Here is a 24,318-nt window from a genome sequence, read left to right as displayed (position 1 = left end):
GGAAAATGCAAGGCCCGTCTCTCTCCGAGAAGAAAGACGGGCCCTCATGTTGGGTTCTACTTATTGTTGCAGCAGGCGATAGATCATAACCGCCGCTTGCGCTCGAGTCGTGTGGGCGTTCGGTGCGAATTCCTCCGTCGGAAGCCCTTGAACGATACCCAGATCAGCCGCGAACGCGACTCCATCCTCGAGCGTTGCAAGGATCTGATCCGCATCCTTGAACTGCGCCAATACGTCTTCATTCGCGATGAAGCTTTGTTCGCCGCGCACTTGCTGCAGTCCGCGAGCGATCATCGTCGCCATCTCCGCACGCGTAATCGGCGCGTTCGGATCGAAGCTCGAAGGCGTTCTGCCGTTCGTAATGCCCCACTTCGAGACAGCCGCGACATACGGTTGGAACCAATCGTCTGCGGACACGTCGGAGAAGCTCTCCTTCGCGCTGCCGCCGGCGATGCCGAGCGCCTTGGAAATCATCTTCGCGAATTCGGCACGCGTCACGTTGGCGTTCGGGTCGAAGTCGCCGGCGCCGCGGCCTTCTACGATGCCCTTCGCCGCAACGACTTTGATTTCCTTACCGGCCCACGCGCCTACCGATGCCGTATCCGCAAATTCGACGTCATTCTCAATGACCGTATACGTCGACAACGTCGAGCGAGGGGCCGTCACCGTACCGTCCTCGTAGGTGCCTCCTACAATCTCAAGACCGTCTTCCGTTACCTTCGCAGCCGTCAGAAGCTCTTCGTCGAAGTCCGCTTCCGGATCCACCGACAGCGTCAGGGATACCGGACGATCGAACTCGTCGATTTCGCCACCTGCCGGGGAGACGAACGTGAACGTTACTACATCGGCAATTTCGCTGACGGAATCATCCGAGGCGTTGCTAATCGTCAGCGTCGTTCCGGCTGCGACCTCCGAAGGAGCGAAGTTGATGCCCGCACCGTTCACCGTAACGTTGATGGATGTTGCGCCTGCCCCAGTTACAGCCGTGAGAAGCGCGCCAACCAACTGAAGGCTGACTTCGTCCGCATCGACGTCGCCAAGGTCAAGCGTCAGCGCCATGTTTACGTTGGCATTGGCGTCGAGCTCCTTCAACGACGCTTTCAACGCTTCTACTTCCGATTTAATTGCGGCAAGCTGCTGCTGCAACTGCCCAACATTCACGTTGGCTGTCGCCTTGCCGTTCGTTACCGTCACCGCGTTGGACAAGGAAACCTTGCCAATCTCCTTAATTGCCTCTTTCACGTTCTTGAGGGCTTCCTTCATAATCTTGCTCTTCTCTTGCGGAGAAGCTTCCGCGAGCTTTGCCTTCGCCTCTTCTACTGCTTTCTTCGCAGCTTGAGCTTGTTCAGCCGCTTGCGGAGGAAGCCCCGTGCTCGGTGCTGGGCCGCCGCCAACCGGACCGGATTCGGAGGCTCTGCGGAGAGTAATATCACCTTTGAAAACCAACTCATCAAATAACTTATCCTTCGCGTATACCGAAGCTGTAACGTTCGTATCCGCCGGTGCGGAGCTGCTCAAGACGAACTTGCCGCCGGTAAAGCTAATAAAGCTATTTGGCGTCTCGACTCCCCAAGTAACCAAGTCCGAGATATCCTTATCAAAGATCGTAAGCCGCGGCGTCAACTCTACGCCTCCCGAGGTAGACGCAAGCTTCGCTTCGGAACGGACGATTCCCTTCAGAATCGCGGTGGTAGCCTTCGTATCGCTGTCGAACTTGTCCAAGTAATTCAGTGCAGTATCCGCAAGCGCTTCAGCCAAGGCCGTTTTCTCGCCAGGCAGGGACGTGTAGTAAGTGAGTGCTTGGGAAAGCTTCAGGCTTGTATTACCAATCACAGTTTCGTAGGCCGCTTTCAGGTCAGCCTTCAAGGCAGCCCGCTGCGTCGTCAACAGTGTCCCGTCTTTATGCGCGTTCAAGTAGGTCAGCGCTTTTGTCAACGTAAATTGGTTGGCAACAGCCGACTGAGATGCATTCAAGAAGGCTACAAAGTCGGAGACTTGGAGTTGATTCTCTCCATCCAGACTCACGCCACTGCCGGCTAAGATCTTGGAGACCCATGTGCGAACGTGTTCGCTTTCGCGGAGCCCGTTTAAGCCCTTGCTAAGCGTCTCTTGATCGCTCGAAAGCGCGATGGAGAATGCCGCGATTATTGGCAGAGTGTCCTGTGCATTAATCTCGTTCTCGCCTTCTTGCTTCGCATTAACGAAATTGATGATCGGTTCTACAAGATATTCATTCTCCGGTACTACGCTTCCACTCAGATCAATACTTAACTGCTTGACTTCCGCTTGTTCTTCCGGAGTCAGTTGGTTGTAGACACGAATCATCCGCTGCAACAATTCATTCGCTTCTACCGGGAGCGGATTTTCCGAGGTTATCGATGCACTTGCAACCGGAGTTCCGAACAGCTCTTGAATTCCCTTATTGCTCAACGGAATCCCAGCAATGGACCCGAAAACCAAGCTTGCTGCCACAGTAGTCTTTAATACTTTCTTCTTCATGGTTTCACCTCGTATGTACTTTATAAGCGACGAACAATTATACCAAATTTAGTAAGGCAGTTAGGGCTAGTCTACCACAGAAATGCTTCTTTTATCAATGATATTAATAGGTTTAAAGATTTACTTGCGCCAAAAGAATAGGGATTTTTTCTTTGTTCTCACGGTTCCCATTCTCCTAATCGGAAGATCCGACAATACATGTTTAGCGTTAGTCTCGTAGTACTGGCGATATGTATCCCCTTGTTCTCTCATAACCCATTCCATTGCTTCCCTCATTAGAAAAGGTCGTGTCGTGATGTTATGCGCATCTGTAGCGATCAGATGAACTAAATTTCTTCGGCAGAGTTCTTCAGCCGTTCTCTGGACCTTCGGACCGAAGCGACCTACAAGAGATTGGGAGGTCACTTGGGCTAGTGCCCCCCACTCGATCAGTTCTTCCATCAAATCCGGCTTCGATGCTATAGCACGATTTCGTTCCGGGTGGGCAATAATTGGAGTGATCCCTAGGATCCCAAGTTCATGAAGCGTATCCTGAATGTTTGACGGTACATCCCCTGAAGGAAACTCCAGCAGCAAATACTTTGAGTTATTGATCGTAAGCAATCGTGACCCATCATACAAATCTTCAATTAAGGACTCATAGTGACGAACTTCTTGGCCTGGAACCACCATTAATGGGATATCCGCTTGTCGAAGAGCATCATTTAATTGTTCCACGGCCTTAAGAATAGCAATTTTCTCATTCACAAAATATCCGTCTTTATGGTGAGGCGTAGCAGCAATTATCTGAATCCCATCTGATACTGCAGCCCGCGCCATCTCCAATGAACCCTCTAAGGAAGGTGATCCGTCGTCGGCGCCGGGGAGAATATGGGAGTGTATGTCAATCATGCAATCACCTCCACTTTATGGTACTCCCAGGTCTGCCAATGGAATAATACTCTACACCAGCGAGTTTCATATCTTTAAGATTGTATATATTCCTTCCATCGTACACCAATGGAGTCCTCATAAGTTTCTTATATAGTTTTGGGGAAACTGCCTTAATCTCCCCCCACTCGGTAAAGATGAAGCATACATTTGCTCCATCCAATGCCGCCTCAATGTTTCCGACGTATGTGATACTTCCTTTTCCATTTGCGCCTTGTGGGTGAACCTTAGCAAAGTTGTTTGACCCAACTGGATCAAAAGCGAAAATTTCCGCACCTTGCTCCAATAATAAAGGTACATTTTCCAACGAGGCCGCTTCGCGTAAATCATCTGTGCCCGGTTTAAAAGTTAAGCCGAGTACAGCTACCTTAAGACCGTGAAACGTAATAAGGCGCTTGCTAGCCTTCCTAAATAAAACTGTTTTTTGATCCTTATTCACATCGATCGCTGATTTTACCGTCCTTAGCTCATAACCATGTTGCTTCGCCAAATATTCCAATGCCTTCGTGTCTTTTGGAAAACAAGAGCCACCAAAACCGATGCCCGCATTCAAAAACTTGCTGCCGATGCGATCATCGAAGCTCATTCCTTTGGCTACGTCTTGAATATCCGCCCCAACAAGCTCACATAAATTAGCAATATCATTCATGTAGGAGATCTTAAGGGCAAGAAAATCATTCGAAGCATATTTTATCATCTCCGCAGACCTTCTACTTACAGAGACGATCGGCAAGTTGAATGGTTCATATATTTTTCTAAGAATCTCCTCTGCCCACTTGCTTTCCGTCCCAATAACGATACGTGCTGCGTGTAATGTATCATTGACAGCCGAGCCTTGGGCTAGAAACTCCGGGTTTGACGCCACCTCAACCCTGACGTCATGGACCAAAAAATCATGAATGAACTGCTCCACCTTATCATTCGTTCCCACAGGAACAGTCGATTTCACTACAACGAGGCAATCTTTCTCAATTGACTCCGCAATTTGCCTAGCGACTGTTGCGATGTACGAGAGGTTCGCAGAACCGTCGGGATGCTCTGGAGTACCGACACCTATAAAGATTGCATCTGCATTCCTGTAGGCTGATTGGAAATCAGTTGTATAGTCGACTCTTCCACATAAGTAATTTTTTTTCATTAACAATTCTAGATCTTTCTCGAAAATAGGCGATACACCTGACTTTAAAAGATTAATTTTATTCTCATCGACATCTACACAGGTTACGCAATGTCCCATTTCGGCAAAGCAAACACCTGCAACTAATCCAACATAGCCAGTACCTGCAACAGAGATATTCATCGCAGCATTTTCCTTATCTTTAAATGATATACTTAATTTTGCCCCTACAAAAAATATCAATTATATTTCAGTGCTTAACTAAGAGAAATTCCAACCGCTTGTTGTACTGCGAATGTACAATAATCTTACAAAAATACAAAAATAGTCAAAATTATAACCACTAATTTGTAATTCTCTTATTCAAACTTGAAGACCATAGTAGTAAAAGATCATCCTTTTTAAGGAAAAAGTATAATGAAATCATTCCAGTATAAACTAGAAATCCAATAAAATTACTTAGTTTCAAAGCAATTATTATAAAAAATACTGAAATCACTAACTCAAAAATAGTGTCTCTATTAAATTTTAATTTTAATAGCCTGCATAATAACTCTTCAGCAAGGACGCATCTGATTGCCAATAACGCTACAATAGAGAATATAGAAAAATAAAGGTTCTTAATTATTAAAGCGTTAGCTAATGTAATAATTAGTGAAGCTACAACAACAATCAAGTTTATAATCAGTATATGTTTTTCTTTCCGAAGTGCTTTAAGAAATGTAGCTATGAGCATATTCATTTTGCTCTCGTAGATGAACATCGGAAAAAGTATGGCCATGAATACTAAACTTTCCCTATATTCTGGCAACCATTGATACAATATACCCTTCAGTGGGAAATATAAAGTTAAGAATGCTGTTAATGGTATCCCTATTAATGGTCTTATTTTCCCATAAAGAGTAGGTAATGAATCATACGCTAACCGACGCAACGTTGGAAATAGAACCAATCCGATTGAATTGATGAACAAAAGCGCCATGCTAGATATACTTAAGGTAAACGAGATTTTTCCAAAGGTTTCAATGCTCCAGCTTCTTTCTATGTATAAACGTACTATCCCTATAATTAACATGCTTGCTAGATTAGCAATCATCAATTTACTTCCCGCGGAAATGTTGACTGCAATTTCCTTTACACTATTTTTAAAGGATTCATACCTTCCGAACACCAAATCCTTACAAACAACGTATGAAAACAATAGTGAGGAAATTTTACCAACGAGATCCGAATATATTAATAACTCAAACCTTTTGTTTCCTGAAGCAAGAATGATTATTATCATCGCGAAATAAACCACTTTCTCAATGATAATAATTATTGAAGATTCTTTTACCTTATTTGTTGTCTGCAACGTAAAAATCAATAATGAACGTGGAACTATTATTACACCATTAAGGCATGCAAGGAAAATTACATTCTTTTTTGAAATATCCAATGCAGAGTAGCTAATAAAAAGCATTATTAAAAACAGTGCAACAACATCAAGAGCCACCAAAAACCAGTACTGGGAAACAAACACCGGTTTATGAAGCTTATGATACTCATATCCTCCGTACCTCAAATAAGCACCGTCTGTCAAGCCAAAGGATAAGTATGCAATAAATGATGTATAAAACATATACAATTGCCAATAGCCATAATCCAATAAACCAATATAAGAGGGCACGACTAGAATTAATATTGTGGATATAAGTAATGAAATCAGATTTGCGCTAAAAGAATAGGATAAATTTTTGATGAAAACCTTGGATTTAACTTTCATTTAGATAAACCTTCTCTAGGTTTTAATAATCTCCTTCCGCTCCTTGTGACGGCGTCCAAAACACTTAATACTGTGTGTAAAAGAAGTGGTGAAACTAAATAACATAAAATTAATAATTTTAATTTTTTATTCCCACCGCTATATTGCTCCATTTTTTTACGGATTTCAAGCAATAGTCCAGGATACGACATTTCTAACTCGGCTTGAATAATCATCTTTTTACCTTTTTGGGGATCTAAATTAGATAATCCCTTTAAACTAGCAGTATAATTGTTAAGAAAATTTATAATGATATGATCGTTGGATAAGTAGTTAGCAATTTCGTTCAGGGATACTGTTTCCATATGTAAAGCGGTTCTTTCAATTGCATTAATTGCATCAAACCGGTTAATATTAAAACTGTTTGATGCTGAACCCGGCCTTCTTACATAGTTTGTAAGAATTCTTTTAGTAAAAAACACACCTTTCGCTTGAGATAATACTTTGAAAGTGAACTCTTGATCTTCTCCATTACTGCAGCCTTCAGTGTAACGTAGACCACTCATTAATAAGTACGTTCGTCTAATTGCAATATTTCCAGTACAAACCCATAGCCTTTTTTCAATAAGTATATTCTTCAAAGCTTCTGGCCCGGTCATTATTTTAACAGGTGGATTATTGTACTTATCGAAGTAGTACTGAAATACCTCTCCATCAGTTGAAACGGTATTATATCCCCAAGAAACAACATCAATCTCGCCATATTCTTTTGTTATACTATTAATACCCTCAAGAAAATTTTCTGAAACAAAATCATCACCATCTAAAAAAACAACGTACTTTCCCTTCGCCTCTTCCAAGCCTTTGTTTCTAGCAACACTTACACCTCCATTCCTAACTTTTATAATCTTATAATCGATTTTACTATTGAACATTATTTGAGAGGCTATGTTGTATGAATTATCAGACGAGCCATCATCTATTATGATTACTTCAAGATTGTATCCATTTTGGTAGATTAACGATGTTAGAGTTTTTCCCACGTATTTCTCGACATTGTACATAGGCACTATAACACTTAATAACACCTATAGTTTCCCCCTATGTTTAAATAGAATCTTTCTCTCCAGTACCTTTTCTAAAGAGCCACATCATTAACGATGTTTAAGGTACGTCTTGTAATACTTAAATAAAACCAGTAACGCAATATAAAAAGATTCGTTGTAAAGGATGGACAAAGAGTTTAACTGTATAAACATCGCAATAAATGTAACTATTAAAAACTTAGAATTTGAATTAATCCTTAGAAGTCTTACGCAACAATGTAGTATGGAGACCCAGAAAGTTAAGTATAACAAAAATCCAATTATTCCAGATTCCGACAACACCTCAAGGAAAGTGTTATGGACATACCCTTCATGGGAATAATGTTCTGTACTGTACTCGATCGTTCCATTTATGCCTATTCCAAAAAGTGGGTTGTCCCAAAAGGTCTTCAAAGCGTTTTCCCATAAGTATAACCTTCCGCTTCCGCCATCATCCTGAATTGAATTAAACCTTTGTTGTATTATCTCAACAGGATTAATATTAAGTCCATCGCTAAAATAATTCCCGGCACCTAAGACTATCGCTGTAAAACCCGAGACGAGAAATAATACTTTTACCTTTCTCTTAAGATTTCCACTAATAAAAAGAGAAACCACCAAACCAAATAATATAGCCAAATATGCCCCTCTTGAAAAGCTTAAAAGGATACAGAGCGAACTTAAAATGAACCCTAATATATTTAGCTTTGATTTAAGATTAAAGAGTGTATAGAAAAAATAGAGTGTTATAAAGTAAACAAAGATATTGGGGTCATTTGATGTAGTACCAATCAATCTTGGCAGGGACCTATCTATTCTTAATCCGTAAACGATACTATTGCCGATAAATGAACCTCCTACTGACAAAACACCTATAGAATAATACGTTAGGGAAGCTAGACATCCCACCAACCCAGAGACCGACAATATTTTCTTTAGGGATTCTATATCACACCACTCAAGTAACCCTCTAGTTATAAAATAGAAGCACAAAATTATTATAAGTGCAAAGATAAATCTTAGGTGAGCTTCTGGGTAGTTGAACTGAAGCGCTGTTGAAGAATAATAGATTATGAAAAATACCATAAACAACTCATACTGAAGGGGATTGCTAAATTTTATATACCTAAAAAATAGCAATAAATTAACAGCAGTAATTATCATGTATGGCTTCAGAGAAAACCCCACATAAAAATTGAAAACACCAAAATATAGCGATATCATTAACATCAGTAAAAAAAAATTTGAAGAAATTATTTTCTTTTGATTTAACTCCATAATTTCAACTCTTCTTCATTTAAGGTTGGGGAGAATGCAGTTGTCGGGGGCATTTTCGATTAGTTGGTGCTCCTCTTATATAAAGAGTATCCCTTCATAAAAGCTTTTAAATTATTCTCCCTTTTTAATAATAAATCTCTAGCCACAACTAGGAATCCGATGAACCAGTTAAAGTGTTTTGCATAAATTGCACCTTTAGCAATCACTCTTTCTTGTCTGTTTTCAATCCTTTTTTTCGGGTGGAATACGGTCACCTCAGGTACATAAAAAAAAGTTTTATTATTATCGAAATTTGTAATTAAAAAATCAATCTCTTCGCAACACGAGAATGTAGCCCCGAGGCCAAACTTTTCGTCAAATAAAAAAGCATCATACCCTTTCTTATAAGCAATTTCTATTGACGATTTTGACAACAAAGAATATTTACTTTTAATTTTTGTTTTTTTGTAACTATATTTTTTGTAAGGAATATCTTGGTCGAAGTCATGGATTTTTGTCAACAAGATATCCAATTCAACGTTTTTTAAAAACTCAGTTACGATAATCTCGAGTGATTTACTATGGTACCAACAATCATCATCTGATAGAAGAATTATCTCTCCGTTTGCTTGAGCAATTCCATGGTTTCTTGCGTAAGATAAACCTCTCTTATCCAATCGAAGATGAACTATTCTTAACTCCCTGAATGCTTTTAAAATTTCACTGACAATCTCGTGATTTTCTTGTGAGATAACTACTACCTCAAAATTCTTATATTGCTGCATTGTCAATGAATTGATAAGCCTTCGGATCTCATCTAACCTGTTACCGAGGGTAGGGACAACGATTGACACCTTCATATTTTGTTATACCCCCACTTTTTTTAGATAATAGTACCATATCAAATGTTATCTCAATTTAAGAACGGTAAAAATAACCCAGTAAAAAACAAGAAAACAGGACTTGAAAAAAGAGAGTTTCTCTATTTCCCTGTATACCTTCCAGTGATATGAAACTAAATCTATTTTTTTACTAGAAATAGAACCGGATCTAACCCTGTGACTTGCCAACGTTTCTTGCAGGCCGTACAACATATTTGCCCGCTTAATCACACTTAACCACATAACATAATCGTTCCTTTTTCTGATATTTGGAATAAAAAACTTTCCAATTTTAACAGCATCGTAAATGACTGTTGAATTTCCAGGACACGTCTTTAAAAGACCATCGTAATCACTACTTACTTTCGCGATAATTTCCCGGTTGAGTTTAACACCATTCTCGTCAATCTTATCGTAGCTTGTACACGTAAATGTATATTGATTCTCTCTCATGAAGTTAATTTGTTTTTCTAGTTTGTAAGTTGACCATACATCATCACTATCGAGAAATGCTATGTATTGTCCTACAGCCATCTCAATTCCCTTGTTACGTGCTTTTGCTGCACCTGAGTTTTCATGGAGTCTATAGTACTTTATTCTATTATCTACTTCAGCATATCTTCTTACTACATCACTTGTGGAATCTTGGGAACAATCATCTACAATTATTACTTCCCATTTCAAATAGGTTTGAGCAAGAATAGATCTGAGTGCATCACCAATATATGCCTCACAATTGTACGCGGGCATAATAATTGAAACTAAACCAAGTTGTTGTTCCACGGTTATTCAATCCTTCCAAAAATCAGAATATTATTATGTAAATACCAATATTAAGAGAAAACCTAACTTACTACTTTTCGGTCAAATAAATGGATTCATAAAAATCTCTGAGTTGATAGTTTTCTTTGTAGTGACTCATTCCCGGATCGTACACCAAGTCACCAAATACTTTATTGAAAATACTGATTTTTCTTATTAACACCCTAATTAAAGGGTTAAATAACCTAGTCAACAGTATTTCTCTTTTATGTGTCTTAGCTATTGAAAGGACAATATCGCATGTACGCACACTCACGCTATTTTGCGGATAAAAGAAACCTCTTTCTTCATTTGCAATAATTAATCTGATAATCTCACAAAGATTATCGATGTGGAGAATACTACGTTTGTTCTCAAATTGCGGAAAAAAAGGGATAATTCTCGCTAATTTGGATAATCTTAGATAATTTCCATTGGAGCCTTTACCATACACCATTGGTGGCCTTAAGACAACTATCTTAAAATCATTATCTTCCAGCGGCAGAATTCCGTATTCAGCTTGAAGCTTGCTGTCTCCGTAAAAATCAAGAGGTTTAGGAACCGTGTCTCTATCTATATCCAAACCTGTTATTGAGTTTCCATAAACAATAATACTACTCATGAAAATAAACTGCTTTACACCTTCAGCCTTTGCTTTTTTCGCAACGTCAATGGTTAGGTCACGATTTACCCTGTAGTATAAATCTTTAAGCCGTTCACTTGACGACGCATGCGCAATACCAGCTAAATGAAGAACAACATCATATTCGGAGAAATCTTTACTTTTCCAAGTCCCTTCCCGAAGACTAATGAAATTAATCGAAAGTTCTCCGGTGTTTTCATTAATCCACTTTTCAAAACTACGACCTATGTAACTATTTGATCCTGTGACAAGTATCTTCTTCATTAACAATCAGTCCTTTTGACTAAAGCCTAATTTTTTCTTGACTCCTAGTCCACCTTCATGAACTCCCTCGCCTTTAATTACTTTAACAATTGTGAACACAAAACACTTGAGATCAAAAAGAACACCAATTTTCGCAACATACTCCCCGTCAAACCTAGCCTTTAGTTCATTGGGAAGCTCATCACGCCCATTTATTTGCGCCCAACCTGTTAGACCTGGCAGAACATTATTTGCACAATATTTATCGCGTTCTGCAATCAAGTCATATTGATTCCACAAAGCTGGTCTCGGACCAATAATGCTCATCTGACCAACGAAAATGTTCCAAATTTGTGGAAGCTCGTCTAATGAGGTCTTCCTTAATATTCTCCCTACTTTTGTAATATATTGTTCCGGATTCTTTAACAGATGCGTCGGCGTGTCCTTAGGTGTATCGACCCTCATAGTACGAAACTTCAATATATTGAAATGAGTTTTATGTATCCCTACCCGTTTTTGCTTAAATAACACTGGGCCTCTGGACTCAAGTTTGATAGCAATGATGATAAAAAGAAAGACCGGCGATAAGACAATGAGTCCAATAAAAGAAAGAACGATATCTATTAATCTTTTTACCTTCAAATACATAATCTTTACTCCCCTTCTCCTGATAACTGCAGCCGAAGGAAACTTACAAAATCCCCGTCATTTCACCTTTCATTAATTCCCTAAGGTAAACCAACAAATCTCCTTTAAGTTTCTCACGCTGCAGCGCAAATTCTAGCGTCGTCTTAATAAACCCAAGCTTCTCGCCTACATCGTATCGAACGCCTTCGAAGTCATAGGCGTACACCGCTTCTCTCTGATTCAGCGCGGCAATCGCATCCGTCAACTGGATCTCCCCGCCGGCGCCAGGCGATTGATTGTCAAGAATTTCAAAAATTTTCGGTGTTAAAATGTAACGCCCCATGATCGCGAGATCGGATGGGGCATGTTCCTTCTTCGGCTTCTCTACTAAGTTGGTGACACTAAACAGACGGTCGTGGAGTTCCTTTCCGTCCACAATGCCGTATCTGGAAACCTCGTCGGTCGGGACGCGCTGCACCCCGATGACGGACGCCCGGTATCGTTCGTATTGCTCGATCATTTGCTTGAGGCACGGCTTCTCGGCCTTCACGATATCATCGCCCAGCAGGACGGCGAACGGCTCGTCCCCGACGAACTTTCGAGCGCACCATACCGCATGGCCGAGGCCTCTCGCTTCCTTTTGTCGTATATAATGTATATCGACCATTTTCGAGGATTTCTGAACCTCGTTGAGAAGGTCGATTTTCCCTTTTTCCAACAAGTTCTGTTCCAGCTCGAAGGAGTTGTCGAAATGATCCTCGATCGCTCGCTTCCCCTTGCCGGTGACGATGATGATGTCCTCGATCCCGGATTCGACGGCTTCTTCGACGATATATTGGATGGTCGGCTTGTCGACGATCGGCAGCATCTCTTTCGGCATCGCCTTCGTCGCCGGTAGAAATCTGGTTCCCAGTCCTGCCGCTGGAATAATCGCTTTACGTACTTTCATTTCTTTTTCTCTCCCTTAACGGACCATAGCCATCTTCTTAACTACGCGGTTATTCGCTAGATCAAGCAATTTTTCGCGCAGTTGCTCGCGATCCATGTTCGGATGGTTGATAAGCTCATGAATTTCTTCCATATATAAGGCTGCGGTTTTCCCGATATAGATCTTGGGATACACCTGCCGTTCCTGGACTTCGTTATCGTTGAGCAGCTCTTCGAACAACTTCTCTCCCGGCCGGATCCCGGTAAACCGAATGCCGATCTGCTCCTCCGTAAATCCGGATAAGCGAATGAGATTCCGAGCGAGGTCCACGATCTTCACCGGTTCGCCCATGTCCAGCACAAAAATTTCGCCGCCTCGAGCGAGCGCCCCCGCTTGGAGCACCAGTCGCGATGCTTCCGGGATCGTCATGAAGTAGCGCGTCATCTCCGGGTGGGTAACGGTCACCGGCCCGCCTTTCTCGATCTGCTGCTTGAAGAGCGGAATGACGCTGCCTCGGCTGCCGAGGACGTTGCCGAACCGGACCGCGACGAATCGTGTTCGGCTTCTCCGGCTTAGATCCTGAATGACCATCTCCGCCACCCGCTTCGTCGCTCCCATGACGTTCGTCGGGTTGACGGCCTTGTCGGAGGAAATCATGACGAACGTCTCGACCCCGCAAGCGTCGGCGGCTTCGGCCACGTTCTTCGTGCCGATGACGTTGTTCTTGACCGCTTCCTCCGGATTATGCTCCATGAGGGGAACATGCTTATGCGCAGCCGCGTGAAAGACGACCTTCGGACGGTGGAGCTCAAGGACTTGAACCATCTTGTTCCGGTCTTGAATGTCGGCGATTTCCGTGATGTACTGAATCTGATTCGGATTATCGCCATTGAGCTCCATGTGGATGGAATAGATGCTGTTCTCCCCGTGCCCTAAGAGTACCACGCTCCGAGGTGCGAACCGGGAAATTTGCCGGCAGATTTCCGAACCGATCGAACCGCCGGCCCCTGTCACTAGAACGACGCTGCCCGTTATGTATTCCGATATGGAAGCTACGTCGAGCTCCACCGGGTCTCTTCCTAATAAATCCTCTACTTGAACGTCGCGTACCGCGCTTAAAGACACCTTGCCGTTCAGGAAGTCTTCGATCATCGGGACGATCTGCGTCTTCGCCTGCGTCTTGCTGCATTCCGCTACGATGCCATTCAATTCCCGCTTGTTCAACTTAGGAATCGCGATGATGATGTTACACACGTCGTGGACTTTCACCGCTTCCTCAATCGTTCCCCTTCCGCCGAGAACCGGGAGTCCCAGCACTTCGAGGTGGTGTTTCGCCGGATCGTCGTCGATGAAGCCGACCGGCCACAATTCCTGCTCGGGGTTGAGTCGAAGCTGCTTCGCGACCATCATGCCTGCCGCGCCGGCGCCGACGATCAGCGTGCGTTTCTTCTCCGAAGCGTTCCCCTTCGGCTTCCCGTGGTAGGAATCCCGGTATAACCTCCAGGCGAAGCGCGTGCCGCCGATGAGGAGAATATGCATCATCCAGGTGACCGTTAACGTCGGGAACAGAACATCATGGATGGCGACGAGTTGAACGACCGCCGTAAATCCAATGGACAAGGAAACCGCTCTGACGATGGAGACTAATTCCCCGACACTCGCGTACTTCCATACTTGTTGATAGAGTCTAAAAAAATAGGCTAATGCGTGGTGACTGACAAGCAGCGCCGCTGAACTTAACAGGATGGCGGCATAGAAAGGATTTTTCGCCGGCATTAAGATAAAGTTACAGATGAAAATGGATGCAAGCACGATGATCGAATCAATTAGAATGAGATAGGCAATTCTCTTGCGGTACGTCAACTTCTACTCCCCCAAGAAACATCGAAACTTTCTAACTATCCAAAGGTTAAAACCTATAATTTTAAAAATCAGTAATTATTTTACATCAACGCAAATCTTACATCAATTATCATTTTATTCTACCAATCGACACACGATCTGTATACAAATATTAGGATTAGGAGACTATTGGAGGGAAGACATTTGGAACGCGTAAAAAAACGATAGGTCCAGACTACTAGGTATTGACATTTCCATTCATGTCTTTCCCATAAATGCGTTCCTAATAACCATTCTCTTTGCCTATTCCAGTCGTTAAAGCGGCATTTCATTAGTTCGTTATGCCTACAAATCGAAAAAAGTCTAGATTTTCAAACTTTTGTTAATATTTTTTATTCAAACTACATATTTTGACAACGTTTTCTGTTTTTCTTTGCTATAATCGGCTGAAGAAGAACATTCTGGGAGGGTGAACGGAGTGCCTTACTATCATTTCGAGGAGAAATGGACGCCATTAAAGTTGATCGGGATACGCAAATTCGTCGATGATGAAGGCAGACTCTGGATTAAAGTGTGGGGTTTCAAGAGAAGAAGAATCGGATGAAACCGGGGCGCTGATGCGCCCCGTTCTTTCTGCTAGATTACCCTTCGTAGCCATTCGGATTTTGGCTTTGCCAACGCCATGAATCGCGGCACATGTCGTCGATCCCCTTTTCCGCGCGCCAACCGAGGGCTTCTTCCGCCTTCGACGAATCCGCGTAACAGGCGGCGACGTCTCCCGGCCTGCGATCGACGATGCGATACGGCACCCGGACCCCTGAAGCCTTCTCGAAGGCGCTAACCAGCTCAAGGACGCTGTACCCACGGCCGGTTCCGAGATTGAACGCTTCGACGCCGGACGCCTCCATCACATAGCGAAGCGCCGCAAGGTGCCCGCGCGCCAAGTCCACGACATGAATGTAATCCCGCACGCCGGTGCCGTCGACGGTTTCGTAATCGTCGCCGTACACCTGCAGCTCCGCGCGTCTCCCTACGGCCACTTGCGTAATGTAAGGCATCAAGTTGTTCGGAATGCCCTTCGGGTCCTCGCCGATCGTCCCGCTCTCGTGCGCCCCGATCGGGTTGAAATACCGCAGCAGCGCGATGCTCCATTGCGGATCGGACCCATGGATATCGCGCAGCACCTGCTCCAGCATCAGCTTCGTCTGCCCGTACGGATTCGTCGCGCTGAGCGGCATATCCTCGGTGATCGGAATCCGCTCCGGCACGCCGTACACGGTCGCGGAGGAACTGAAGACGAATCGCTTGATGCCGCGCCCGCGCATCACATCGCATAAAATCAAGGTTCCGGTAATGTTGTTATGATAGTAAGCGATCGGCATGGCGACCGATTCGCCCACTGACTTCAGCCCGGCCAGGTGGATGACCGCTTCGATCGAATGCTCCTCGAACACGGCCTCGACGGCAGGTCGATCCAACAAATCGACGCGATATGCGATGAGCGGCTTACCGGCGATCCGTTCGATCCGCCTTAATACTTCTTCCCGGCTGTTGGAATAATTGTCGATCACGACGACCTCGTAGCCGGCCGCCAGCAACTCTACGCATACATGGGCGCCGATATATCCGGCTCCTCCCGTGACAAGTATCGCCATGATCCCGTCTCCTTCTGTTTAAGGCTGCGTTTGCTTCTTCGCCAGTTCGATGACGGCCAGCCGCTTCAGGGCTTCGAATTCCTCCGGCGAAATCTTCTCGAGTACTTTCGTCTTGATCTCCTGTTTCTCCTCCGCCGTTAACCCGCCGCCGGCCATCGAGGCGAAGCCGTTCAGTTCCGACATGGAAAACCGGGTAAGCAAAAATTTCGTCGCCTCTTCCCTCGAACCGAAGGTCGCCTTGCTTCCTTCATCGCTCGTCTTGGCGTCAGGTGCCGACTCCGCAGGCGATGTTACCTCGGACACCGCTTCAGCCCCCGCATCGGCTTCCTCGTTAGGCGCCGCCGCCACCGGAACGACCGGGGCTTCCTTGAGCTGCTCCGCCACGATTCGCTGAATCTCAGGCTCCTGAAGAAGATTATTCACTTCCTCCGCCGTTAGCAGCTTATCCGACACCTGTTCCATCACGAGAGAAGATATATAATTCATAGCAGGTTTATATGCGATCATACCCGCAACGGCGAGGAGGAACACCGTGGCGATCGTTCTTCTGGCCCATCTCGGGACGGGAAACCGTCGAATGTCCGAATCGCGGAAGCGGTAATGCAGTACGCCGTTATCGGAACGGTACAAACTGATGATTTTCGTAGACAGAGTTTTCTTTAATTTCGGCATGAACATTCCCCTCCACATTTGCCTTCATTATATATAAATCTCTCTACCCCCACAAACCATTTTGCACTAGCGAAAATTATATGGAAGGAGGTGGATGCCGCGGAAGATCACTGGGATTCAACAGAACACATAGAGACGCCGGCCATCCGGCAAAGGAGATGTAATAAAGGGAAAATCAAGGAGGGAACCTGCACTTGAAACGGATGAAGTTCCATTGGACGGCCAAGCTGTCCGGCGCTACGGCATTGCTGCTCGCGGTTTCCATGGCATTGCCGCTGCTCGCGTTCGCGCAATCGTATATTTATAAAGTTTCGTACAACAAGTCGACCGGGACGGTGACCGCCAGCGTCTACACGGACGAGACGGTGACCGGTAACGTCTATCTGGACATCATGGACGAGCACTCGACCGTCATCGACAGCGTCTATCTGGACAAGCGGAGCGGCACCTATACGGTGGGCGACAGCGTCTACGACCGATATGACTTTACGTACACGGTGACGGCCAACGTCTATGATCGCCTGAAGCTCGCGAGCTGGTATATGGATGCGGAAGACACCGTCACCAGCGACGTGTATGACGTCGAGAGCACAGCGGCGGTAACGCCTCCACCGGTCTACGGCGGCGGCGGCGGCGGGTACGTCCCGACGCCTCCGACGAGCGACGACGCGATTCAAGCGCAGGCGGACGGAACGGTCCCGGCGGACGAGCTGAAGGAGAAGCTGGCCGAGCAGGACGTCGTTAGAATCGTATTCGCAAGCGATATCGCCCTGCTTCCCGCGTCAGTACTAGCGGAAGTATCGAACAAGAAGAAGACGCTCATTCTCGAAAAGGACGGCATCACCCTAGAACTCCCTCTGTCCGTTCTGAACCTGGGGCGACTCGCGGAGCAGTTGGACACCGAACTCGAAGCTCTCGTCATCAAAGCGGAAATCGCGCCGCTTAAGGGTGAAGCGCTCGAAGCCGTCAAGCAAGCCGCGAGCCGCATCGGAGCGGAGCTCCGATCCGACGCCGTCTCGTTCGAACTGACGGCGATCGGCGAGGACGACCGAACGGCACCGATCGACGACTTCGGCGGCGTCTATGTATCCCGCACGCTGCCGGTAGACGCGACGGCCAATCCGTCGTTGCTTACGGGCGCGACGTTCGAGCCGGCGAACGGGACGTTCTCGTTCGCGCCGATGCAGCTTGCGTTCAACGAAGAGAACGGCGACGTCGAAGCCGCCGTCCTCAAGCGACCTAGCAACAGCGTCTACGTCGTGATGGAGCGCTCGAAGTCGTTCGCGGACATCGTCGACCATTGGGCGCAGGCGGACATCGAGAAGATGGCGGGCAAGCTCATCGTCGAGGGCGTTTCGGCGCAGGCGTTCGAGCCGGAGCGATCGATCACGCGCGCGGAGTTCGCTGCGTTGCTGGTGAGAGCTTTAGGCCTCCCAACGAAGGAGCGGAGCGCGGCTGACTTTACCGATGTGGCATCGAGCGATTGGTTCGCGGACGTCGTAGCCACGGCGGCCGAAGCCGAGCTCATCGAAGGTTACCCGGACGGCGCGTTCCGTCCGAACGATACCGTAACGCGCGCGGAGATGGCGGCGATGCTCGTGCGGGCGACCGCCTTCGCGACGGGAACGACGCCGCAGATGACGATCACCCCGGGTCAGATCGAAGCGGCTCTCTCGGGCTTCGCGGATAAGCATCTGCTCGCTTGGGAGAAGACGTACATGGCGATCGTCGTGAAGAACGGCATCGTGGAAGGGATGACGGAGACGACGTTAGCGCCGGACGGCCTGGCCACCCGCGCCCAAGCCGCCGTCATGCTGAAGCGATGGCTGACGAGCGTCGGCTTCTCCTCGTAAGGCAATCCAAAAAAGGGCTCTTCCTTAGAACTTAGGGAAGGGCCCTCTTTTTGCTATTAGCGATCCCCGCGCGCACGGCTTGTACCGCCAGCAAGACGAGTACCGCGGCTCCGGTGCCGGCGCAGTCCACGACGACGTCGAGCGCCCGGCCGCCGCGGGAAAACAACGGCTGCGCAAGCTCCGTCAGCAGCGCCAACGAGACGGCTGCGCCGACGGAAGCGGACCACCTTTTCCAATAATAAAAGAACAATATCTGCAGCACCCCGAAGCCGATGAAATGTCCGACCTTCCTAAGAAACATCTCCCCGAAGAGCGAGTACCCGTTGAAGAAAGCCGTCCAATCGGGCGCCGTCGCCCAAACCGGCGGAGACAACCGCGAGGAGTCCGTAAGCTCCGTCAAATCCCAGATACATGTACATACCACGAGCAGGCATGCCCAACCGAAACACAGAAATCCTCGCATGCCATCCCCCCAATTTATTTCCCCGACCCCATCGCCCACCATCGCGCGACACAAGCGAGCGCCGCGCCGTGGCGCAGCTCGCCGCTCGCGACCATCTCGCGGAACGTCTCCATCGGCACCTCGACTACGTCGAGCTCCTCCCCCGCTTCCAGCCGCTGCTGACCCGAGCGCAAGCCTTCGGCGACGAACAGGTGGATCAGCTGATCCGTAGAGCCGAAGGACGGGTAGAACGACCCAAGCGACGTCCACGCAGCCGCCGAGTAGCCGGTCTCCTCCTCGAGCTCCCTCTTCGCCATCTCGAGCGGCTCCACGCCCGCATCCACCCCGCCGGCCGGCAGCTCCCACTGCCAGGAGCGGATCGCATGCCGGTACTGCCGGATGCACGCGACGGCACGGCCGCCGTCCAGCAGCGGCAGCACGCACACGCCTTCGGGCATGCGGGCGTACTCCATCTCGACGGTGCGGCCTTGGAACGTCTTCACTTCTTCCTGTACAATCTCGAAAAATCGATAACGCGTGCGGCGGCTGCCCAGCACGGTCCAGTTCTCATCGCGTGTCATCGGTACGCTTCCTTCCGCTCATGGAATGAATGTACCTATTGTAACGATTAGACGCCCGAGTTACAAAAATTGTTTCCAATCTGATTCTATCGATTCGTTGATGATTAATATGCCTTATTTTATAATATGCATATCAACATTTTCCATACTGACAGGAGGGTAATAATGTTAACGTATAACGTGCGAGACGCGTTCCAAGTGCTGAAGGAGCGCGGTATCGCCCGAGACAAACAAGAGGTTCGCAAATGGCTCAACGAGGGCTATATCGAAGCGGAACCGCCGGAAAATCGGAGGATCGGTTGGAAGATTCGAGCCGATGCGCTTCAGCGATTCATCGAACGCTATGAGGTCGGCGATTTCCAAGGGCTGATGCAGCGGCGGAAGACGACGATCCCCGCGTTATCGCTCGAAGCGCGCCCGTTGTCGGAAGGAGAGCCTAAGGGCTCGGAGTCGCAGCTGTTTCGGCTCGAGGAGGAGATGACCTCGCTTCGCCAGCAAGTCCGGGCGCTGCGACGGGAGATGAACGACTTGAAGAAGGTGCTCGGCTTCCCCGTGCTGGCGGCGGCGCAGACGAGCGACGAGAAAGCCGCGGATTCCTGACATTCGGATTCATTTTTGACTTTATGGGGTGAAAATGAGTAAACTTATGTAACGGCTATATTTTCTAAGGCAAAGGGGCTATCCGTATTGAGAACAAAGCTTGTGATCGATAACGTCGCGCTGTCGGATCATAACGAGGAGCTCGGCCTGTACCAGTTCATCGTTACGTTCACGGACCGCTCGAAGGCTCGCGTATTTATGCGTCGGGACCCGGAGTGGAAGGTGTCCAGCGTGAACCGGCTCTTGAACATTCCGTGCACGATCTGCCGGAAGGATTACTATTGCAAGTGCTTCGAGAAGCACGCGCCGGACATCGAGAACCAGTTGGTGGAAGGCGAGCATATCCAAGGAGCGTTGGCATCGAAAGCGCAATAACATACGGAATCGAACGGAAGCCCCTCGGATCGAGCGATCCTTGGGGCTTCTTCTTTCGATGTATTAGGGAACGGGATTACGATTCGGACGCTTCCTCCTCGTCATCCTCCGTTGCTTCCTCCGCCGCCTCCTCCTGCGTAATGACGGCCGGTTCCCCGTCCTTCACCTCGATGACGACGACGGGAGAACCGTTGTTTCGGTCCATCGTGATTTTGTTCCCTTCCACGTCGATCGCGGCCCCAGGATTGCAGAGACCTAACAATAGTACGATGAGCGCAATCTTACCCACGCAATTCACATCCTCCTCTATGTATTTCCGCGGTGCGGAGTACATTATATGAGGCGAATGACGAGCGTATACGAATTATTTCTTATACAGCTCCGATTCGAATAACCAGCTCGAACTGCCGTCCGCCCAGGCGCCCCAGCTGGAGAGCAGGCGAATCTTCCCGTTCTGTCCCGGAGCGACCGCCCAATCGTAGTCGCCCGACCCTTGTTGAAGCACGATGGCGAGGATGCGCTCCCCGTTGATTTCCGCCGGGAACGAGAGTCTCCATTCCCCTTCCGCATCGCCCCAGAGCGCATGCTGCATTGCGAACGTTCCGTCGGCGTTGATGGTGACGGTGCCTTGCTCCGCGCCCGCATCGTATATATGGGTCGCATAGTTACCCGTATCCGTATAATACAAGTTCGTCGCGCCGCCCGGCGTCCAGAGATGCCAAGTGCCGTACAGCTGCTCGAAGTCGGTGATGGGCTCTTGGACATGGGCCGCAGGAGCAGACGGTTCATTCCCTGCGCTACCGCCGCCTGTCGGCGAATTCCCGATTTCGATCGTATTCGTCGACGCCGTATGCGTGACCGACAGGTCCAGATTTTCCGCGATGAACCGCAGCGGGACGAGCGTCCGGCCCCCGGAGATGACAGGCGGGGCATCCATCGGTACCGTCCGGCCGTTCACCAAGGCGGAAGACTGGTTCATCTTCAGGACGACGGTGTTGTCCCGCAGCGACAGCGTAATCTGCTCCTTCGCCGCATCCCAGTCGACGGTAGCCCGAAGAGCTTCCCCTAGAAAACGAAACGGCACCATCGTTCGCCCATTGACGGCGGTCGGGGGGGCGTCGAGCGTTACATTTTCGTTCTGGATGACGGCTTGCTTGCTGTCGAGCTTGAGACGAATGTAGATCGAGTCGTCCGACGACTTCGGCGCGGCGGCGGGCGCAGGCGCGGCCTCTTTCGCAGGCGCAGGCGTCGGCGCCTTCTCCTCCGGCTCCACGCTCCATTGCTCCGTATACGTCGGCGACGACCACTGCTCGGTATACGTCGGCGACGTCCATACTTCCGTTGCGCCGGCCGTTGCGGAGCTAACCAATGCGAGCGCAGGAACCGCAAAGAAAACCTTCCTCCAGTGATCCTTCCTCATCATCCCGCTTCCTCTCCCTCTCTGGAAAATTACTCGTCGACTCGGATGCCGAGCGAGTATTCGAACCAAATCTTCAACTCGCCCGTATAGCCATAGTGATATCTGACGCTGACGAGACCGTCCGGCTTCGGGATCAACACCCAATCGACGCCGGTAGGGCCGTCCTCCAAGATCAGCGCATGGTCCTGACCGATCACTTCGTCTTTCGCGGCCCATCGCCACGTCCCCGTAACGACGCCGTTCCCGGCGCTGGCGATCCCGTAGACGCCGTCCTCGCTCACGATCAGCTTCCCCATCGCGATCCCCTTATCGCGTCCTTCCGCTCGAAGCTCCCATGTACCGAAATAATCGAAGCCGATATCTCCGGGCTTCGGCTTCGGCTGCTCCGGATCGGGCGCCGGCTCAGGCGCGGGCTTCGTCGGGTCGACGATCGTGATCTTCTCGGTCGCGCCGTCGTACTCCACCCGATAACCGAAAAATTCGCCCACGAACCGCAGCGGCACTAACGTCGTCCCGTTCAGCACCATCGGCGGAAAATCCAATGCGGCCGTCTTGCCGTCCAAGATCGCCTCCGTCCGGTTGACCCAAAGCTGCGCCTTCTTCCCTTGCAGCTCGAGGGTAACCTTCTGCTCCGCCTCCGACCAAGCGACATCGGCTTGCAGCGCCTCGCCGATGAAGCGCAGCGGAATCATCGCGCGTCCGTTGATCGTGAACGGAGGGACGCTCAGCGCCGTCTCCTTGCCTCGGACGATCGCCGTCGAAGAACCGATCTGCATCGTAATCGTATTCGAGACGTCCGATGGCGCCGGTTGCGGCGGTTCCGCAGGGTCCGGCTTCTCTTCGGGCTCCGCAGGCCGTTGAGGCTCAGGCGCCGGCGCCGGCTTCGGTTCAGGCACCGGCTTCGGGTCGGGCGCCGTCGGCGAAGGCTCGCGCGGCCAGCTCCCGGCGGGCGGCTCCGACCAGAGATCGTCGGACCAGAGCCCCGATCCCGAAGGACTTCCTCCCGCGGGGCCTCCTCCGGGCGATTCTTCCGTCTCCTCCGACCATAACTCCGTAGACCACAGCTCAGCGGCAGATGCCCCGGAGGCAAAGAACAATGACCCCGCAAGCAATACGTTACTCATCGCGAATCCTTTTCCGAAGCGCATACCTTTCCCCTTCCCTACGTGGCGATCCGATAATTCGATCTAACCACGCGGGCCTTACAGAAAACTTACAAAATGCAAGCTTCATGCCTCTTGTTATTGCCTGTTCTTTCTAACCTGATGTCTTTTGCTCAGACGGAAGAGTTGCTCCTGAGCAGAGGAAATCAAATTAGAATAGGCCTGCCGATGAATGCTGTAGAGAATAAAAATCCAACGTAAAGACATATTAAGCAGTAATAGTAAGCTAAATCGAATAAGGAAGGAACCGGCCGACGATGTGGTATCCATATGCATGTATGGGGGTTCTACTCCTGATCTTGTTAGTTATGCCGAAACACCTTACGGCTAAAGAAATGTATTATAGCGCCGGAATCATCGGATTCGGCACTTGGGTTGGAGACGTATTGGTCGGAGACGTGTTCAAAGCCTTTCAAATCGGTCCATCCCCGAAGACGTATCTGATCGACCTTATTTTCGTTTCCATCGTTCCGCCGGCGATCGGTTTAGTGTACCTCAACTTTCTGGCCGTAAAAAAGACCCTCTTATATCGATGGATATGGGTTGTTGTCGCTTTTCTTGGCGAATGGGGAGCAGTTGCATCGGGCTATATGGAAAACAAAGGATGGAGGACATGGTACTCCATCCCTGTATTTATTTTCGTATTCGTCGTCTTTCTACCGTGGCACTTAAGGCTGATGAGAAACGAGCAAGGATAATCCCCCGTCTCGCGGCGAAAGCTAAACGGGATAACTTGCACTCGGAGAGGAGGAAGGAAATCAATGAGCAATCGACTTGAAACGCTGAAGGCCGATCAAGCGAACTTTCTCGACAAGACGGAAGACGAAGTAAAAACCGTAGCTTCGACTGTAAGTTCCGAAGCCATGAACGAGAATCCAGATCTGGAAGCGGTGGCGGCCTTTACGGCTCACGTCAATAAATACGACGTACGCGAGGAAGACGAAGCTTCGCCTGAATGAA

The 24,318-nt window shown here is 48.2% G+C and carries 24 protein-coding genes; 5 read left to right on the top strand and 19 right to left on the bottom strand.

Annotated elements, in window-relative coordinates; genetic code table 11:
- Positions 1 to 60 precede the first annotated feature (60 nt).
- The 14 genes from FE782_RS11530 to FE782_RS11465 all read right to left on the bottom strand — a co-directional run bounded on the left by FE782_RS11530 (position 61) and on the right by FE782_RS11465 (position 16,924).
- Positions 61 to 2,499 carry an S-layer homology domain-containing protein gene (locus FE782_RS11530; protein ID WP_138194247.1) on the bottom strand — a complete coding sequence of 813 codons (2,439 nt, stop codon included), beginning with the start codon at positions 2,497 to 2,499 and terminating at the stop codon, positions 61 to 63.
- Between the two features lie 120 nt (positions 2,500 to 2,619).
- Complete coding sequence (locus FE782_RS11525) at positions 2,620 to 3,390, bottom strand: tyrosine-protein phosphatase (RefSeq protein WP_138194246.1); 771 nt, start codon at positions 3,388 to 3,390, stop codon at positions 2,620 to 2,622.
- Positions 3,391 to 3,394: 4 nt separating this feature from the next.
- Entirely contained in the window at positions 3,395 to 4,729 is a 1,335-nt protein-coding gene (locus FE782_RS11520; RefSeq protein ID WP_138194245.1) for a UDP-glucose dehydrogenase family protein, read from the bottom strand.
- Positions 4,730 to 4,889: 160 nt separating this feature from the next.
- Complete coding sequence (locus FE782_RS11515; RefSeq protein ID WP_138194244.1) at positions 4,890 to 6,311, bottom strand: lipopolysaccharide biosynthesis protein; 1,422 nt, start codon at positions 6,309 to 6,311, stop codon at positions 4,890 to 4,892.
- Positions 6,308 to 7,378, bottom strand: coding sequence for a glycosyltransferase family A protein (locus tag FE782_RS11510; RefSeq protein WP_138194243.1), 1,071 nt, complete (start codon positions 7,376 to 7,378; stop codon positions 6,308 to 6,310). The genes FE782_RS11515 and FE782_RS11510 overlap by 4 nt, the downstream gene beginning before the upstream one ends.
- 66 nt (positions 7,379 to 7,444) lie before the next feature.
- Complete coding sequence (locus FE782_RS11505) at positions 7,445 to 8,653, bottom strand: O-antigen ligase family protein (RefSeq protein ID WP_138194242.1); 1,209 nt, start codon at positions 8,651 to 8,653, stop codon at positions 7,445 to 7,447.
- 59 nt (positions 8,654 to 8,712) lie between these two features.
- Entirely contained in the window at positions 8,713 to 9,492 is a 780-nt protein-coding gene (locus FE782_RS11500; protein WP_138194241.1) for a glycosyltransferase family 2 protein, read from the bottom strand.
- Positions 9,493 to 9,540: 48 nt separating this feature from the next.
- Complete coding sequence (locus FE782_RS11495; RefSeq protein WP_238392439.1) at positions 9,541 to 10,296, bottom strand: glycosyltransferase family 2 protein; 756 nt, start codon at positions 10,294 to 10,296, stop codon at positions 9,541 to 9,543.
- A 70-nt stretch (positions 10,297 to 10,366) separates the two neighbouring features.
- Positions 10,367 to 11,221 carry an NAD-dependent epimerase/dehydratase family protein gene (locus FE782_RS11490; protein WP_138194240.1) on the bottom strand — a complete coding sequence of 285 codons (855 nt, stop codon included), beginning with the start codon at positions 11,219 to 11,221 and terminating at the stop codon, positions 10,367 to 10,369.
- Between the two features lie 6 nt (positions 11,222 to 11,227).
- The gene (locus FE782_RS11485; protein WP_138194239.1) at positions 11,228 to 11,848 is read right to left on the bottom strand and encodes a sugar transferase; all 621 of its coding nucleotides are present in this window, start codon (positions 11,846 to 11,848) and stop codon (positions 11,228 to 11,230) included.
- Between the two features lie 43 nt (positions 11,849 to 11,891).
- Positions 11,892 to 12,776, bottom strand: coding sequence for a UTP--glucose-1-phosphate uridylyltransferase GalU (galU, locus tag FE782_RS11480; protein WP_138194238.1), 885 nt, complete (start codon positions 12,774 to 12,776; stop codon positions 11,892 to 11,894).
- Between the two features lie 15 nt (positions 12,777 to 12,791).
- Positions 12,792 to 14,618, bottom strand: coding sequence for a polysaccharide biosynthesis protein (locus FE782_RS11475; protein WP_138194237.1), 1,827 nt, complete (start codon positions 14,616 to 14,618; stop codon positions 12,792 to 12,794).
- 620 nt (positions 14,619 to 15,238) lie between these two features.
- Positions 15,239 to 16,252, bottom strand: a complete 1,014-nt coding sequence (galE, locus tag FE782_RS11470; RefSeq protein WP_138194236.1) for a UDP-glucose 4-epimerase GalE — start codon at positions 16,250 to 16,252, stop codon at positions 15,239 to 15,241.
- An 18-nt stretch (positions 16,253 to 16,270) separates the two neighbouring features.
- Complete coding sequence (locus FE782_RS11465) at positions 16,271 to 16,924, bottom strand: hypothetical protein (protein ID WP_138194235.1); 654 nt, start codon at positions 16,922 to 16,924, stop codon at positions 16,271 to 16,273.
- Positions 16,925 to 17,127: 203 nt separating this feature from the next.
- Here FE782_RS11465 and FE782_RS11460 point away from each other — a divergent pair, with 203 nt between their 5' ends.
- Positions 17,128 to 18,777 (top strand): S-layer homology domain-containing protein, encoded by a 1,650-nt coding sequence (locus tag FE782_RS11460; RefSeq protein ID WP_238392455.1) that lies wholly within the window; start codon positions 17,128 to 17,130, stop codon positions 18,775 to 18,777.
- A 31-nt stretch (positions 18,778 to 18,808) separates the two neighbouring features.
- On the opposite strand, the gene FE782_RS11455 is transcribed toward FE782_RS11460, so the two are convergent.
- Together FE782_RS11455 and FE782_RS11450 are read right to left on the bottom strand one after the other, a co-directional pair.
- Positions 18,809 to 19,240, bottom strand: a complete 432-nt coding sequence (locus FE782_RS11455; RefSeq protein WP_158299349.1) for a VanZ family protein — start codon at positions 19,238 to 19,240, stop codon at positions 18,809 to 18,811.
- Between the two features lie 14 nt (positions 19,241 to 19,254).
- Positions 19,255 to 19,800: an NUDIX domain-containing protein gene (locus FE782_RS11450; RefSeq protein WP_138194232.1), complete on the bottom strand. Its 546-nt coding sequence runs from the start codon at positions 19,798 to 19,800 to the stop codon at positions 19,255 to 19,257.
- 165 nt (positions 19,801 to 19,965) lie between these two features.
- On the opposite strand from FE782_RS11450, the gene FE782_RS11445 reads away from it, so the two are divergent.
- Positions 19,966 to 20,400, top strand: a complete 435-nt coding sequence (locus FE782_RS11445) for a hypothetical protein (RefSeq protein ID WP_138194231.1) — start codon at positions 19,966 to 19,968, stop codon at positions 20,398 to 20,400.
- 87 nt (positions 20,401 to 20,487) lie between these two features.
- Entirely contained in the window at positions 20,488 to 20,775 is a 288-nt protein-coding gene (locus tag FE782_RS11440; RefSeq protein WP_138194230.1) for a hypothetical protein, read from the top strand.
- Positions 20,776 to 20,851: 76 nt separating this feature from the next.
- Here the strand turns inward: FE782_RS11440 and FE782_RS11435 are convergent, their stop codons facing one another.
- The 3 genes from FE782_RS11435 to FE782_RS11425 form a co-directional block, all read right to left on the bottom strand.
- Complete coding sequence (locus tag FE782_RS11435; protein WP_138194229.1) at positions 20,852 to 21,064, bottom strand: hypothetical protein; 213 nt, start codon at positions 21,062 to 21,064, stop codon at positions 20,852 to 20,854.
- A gap of 75 nt (positions 21,065 to 21,139) precedes the next feature.
- Entirely contained in the window at positions 21,140 to 22,198 is a 1,059-nt protein-coding gene (locus tag FE782_RS11430) for a copper amine oxidase N-terminal domain-containing protein (protein WP_158299348.1), read from the bottom strand.
- Positions 22,199 to 22,224: 26 nt separating this feature from the next.
- On the bottom strand, positions 22,225 to 23,319 hold the full coding sequence (locus FE782_RS11425; RefSeq protein ID WP_138194227.1) for a copper amine oxidase N-terminal domain-containing protein: 1,095 nt from the start codon (positions 23,317 to 23,319) through the stop codon (positions 22,225 to 22,227).
- A 296-nt stretch (positions 23,320 to 23,615) separates the two neighbouring features.
- Between FE782_RS11425 and FE782_RS11420 the strand changes: the two genes are divergently transcribed.
- Both FE782_RS11420 and FE782_RS11415 read left to right on the top strand, forming a co-directional pair.
- Positions 23,616 to 24,056 (top strand): hypothetical protein, encoded by a 441-nt coding sequence (locus FE782_RS11420; protein WP_138194226.1) that lies wholly within the window; start codon positions 23,616 to 23,618, stop codon positions 24,054 to 24,056.
- 63 nt (positions 24,057 to 24,119) lie between these two features.
- Positions 24,120 to 24,317, top strand: coding sequence for a hypothetical protein (locus FE782_RS11415; RefSeq protein ID WP_138194225.1), 198 nt, complete (start codon positions 24,120 to 24,122; stop codon positions 24,315 to 24,317).
- Position 24,318 lies beyond the last annotated feature (1 nt).

This window comes from Paenibacillus antri, assembly GCF_005765165.1.
Lineage (GTDB): Bacteria > Bacillota > Bacilli > Paenibacillales > YIM-B00363 > Paenibacillus_AE > Paenibacillus_AE antri.
This window is presented reverse-complemented; position numbering and strand designations above follow the sequence as displayed.

Bases quoted from the DNA above. Each gene is read 5' to 3' on its own strand.
- FE782_RS11430 (WP_158299348.1), bottom strand. From the start codon at position 22,198: ATGATGAGGAAGGATCACTGGAGGAAGGTTTTCTTTGCGGTTCCTGCG.
- FE782_RS11500 (WP_138194241.1), bottom strand. From the start codon at position 9,492: ATGAAGGTGTCAATCGTTGTCCCTACCCTCGGTAACAGGTTAGATGAG.
- FE782_RS11520 (WP_138194245.1), bottom strand. From the start codon at position 4,729: ATGAATATCTCTGTTGCAGGTACTGGCTATGTTGGATTAGTTGCAGGT.
- FE782_RS11445 (WP_138194231.1), top strand. From the start codon at position 19,966: ATGTTAACGTATAACGTGCGAGACGCGTTCCAAGTGCTGAAGGAGCGC.
- FE782_RS11505 (WP_138194242.1), bottom strand. From the start codon at position 8,653: ATGGAGTTAAATCAAAAGAAAATAATTTCTTCAAATTTTTTTTTACTG.
- galE (WP_138194236.1), bottom strand. From the start codon at position 16,252: ATGGCGATACTTGTCACGGGAGGAGCCGGATATATCGGCGCCCATGTA.
- FE782_RS11455 (WP_158299349.1), bottom strand. From the start codon at position 19,240: ATGCGAGGATTTCTGTGTTTCGGTTGGGCATGCCTGCTCGTGGTATGT.
- FE782_RS11460 (WP_238392455.1), top strand. From the start codon at position 17,128: ATGAAGTTCCATTGGACGGCCAAGCTGTCCGGCGCTACGGCATTGCTG.
- FE782_RS11485 (WP_138194239.1), bottom strand. From the start codon at position 11,848: ATGTATTTGAAGGTAAAAAGATTAATAGATATCGTTCTTTCTTTTATT.
- FE782_RS11465 (WP_138194235.1), bottom strand. From the start codon at position 16,924: ATGCCGAAATTAAAGAAAACTCTGTCTACGAAAATCATCAGTTTGTAC.
- FE782_RS11450 (WP_138194232.1), bottom strand. From the start codon at position 19,800: ATGACACGCGATGAGAACTGGACCGTGCTGGGCAGCCGCCGCACGCGT.
- FE782_RS11425 (WP_138194227.1), bottom strand. From the start codon at position 23,319: ATGAGTAACGTATTGCTTGCGGGGTCATTGTTCTTTGCCTCCGGGGCA.
- FE782_RS11530 (WP_138194247.1), bottom strand. From the start codon at position 2,499: ATGAAGAAGAAAGTATTAAAGACTACTGTGGCAGCAAGCTTGGTTTTC.
- FE782_RS11420 (WP_138194226.1), top strand. From the start codon at position 23,616: ATGTGGTATCCATATGCATGTATGGGGGTTCTACTCCTGATCTTGTTA.
- FE782_RS11515 (WP_138194244.1), bottom strand. From the start codon at position 6,311: ATGAAAGTTAAATCCAAGGTTTTCATCAAAAATTTATCCTATTCTTTT.
- FE782_RS11415 (WP_138194225.1), top strand. From the start codon at position 24,120: ATGAGCAATCGACTTGAAACGCTGAAGGCCGATCAAGCGAACTTTCTC.
- galU (WP_138194238.1), bottom strand. From the start codon at position 12,776: ATGAAAGTACGTAAAGCGATTATTCCAGCGGCAGGACTGGGAACCAGA.
- FE782_RS11525 (WP_138194246.1), bottom strand. From the start codon at position 3,390: ATGATTGACATACACTCCCATATTCTCCCCGGCGCCGACGACGGATCA.
- FE782_RS11490 (WP_138194240.1), bottom strand. From the start codon at position 11,221: ATGAAGAAGATACTTGTCACAGGATCAAATAGTTACATAGGTCGTAGT.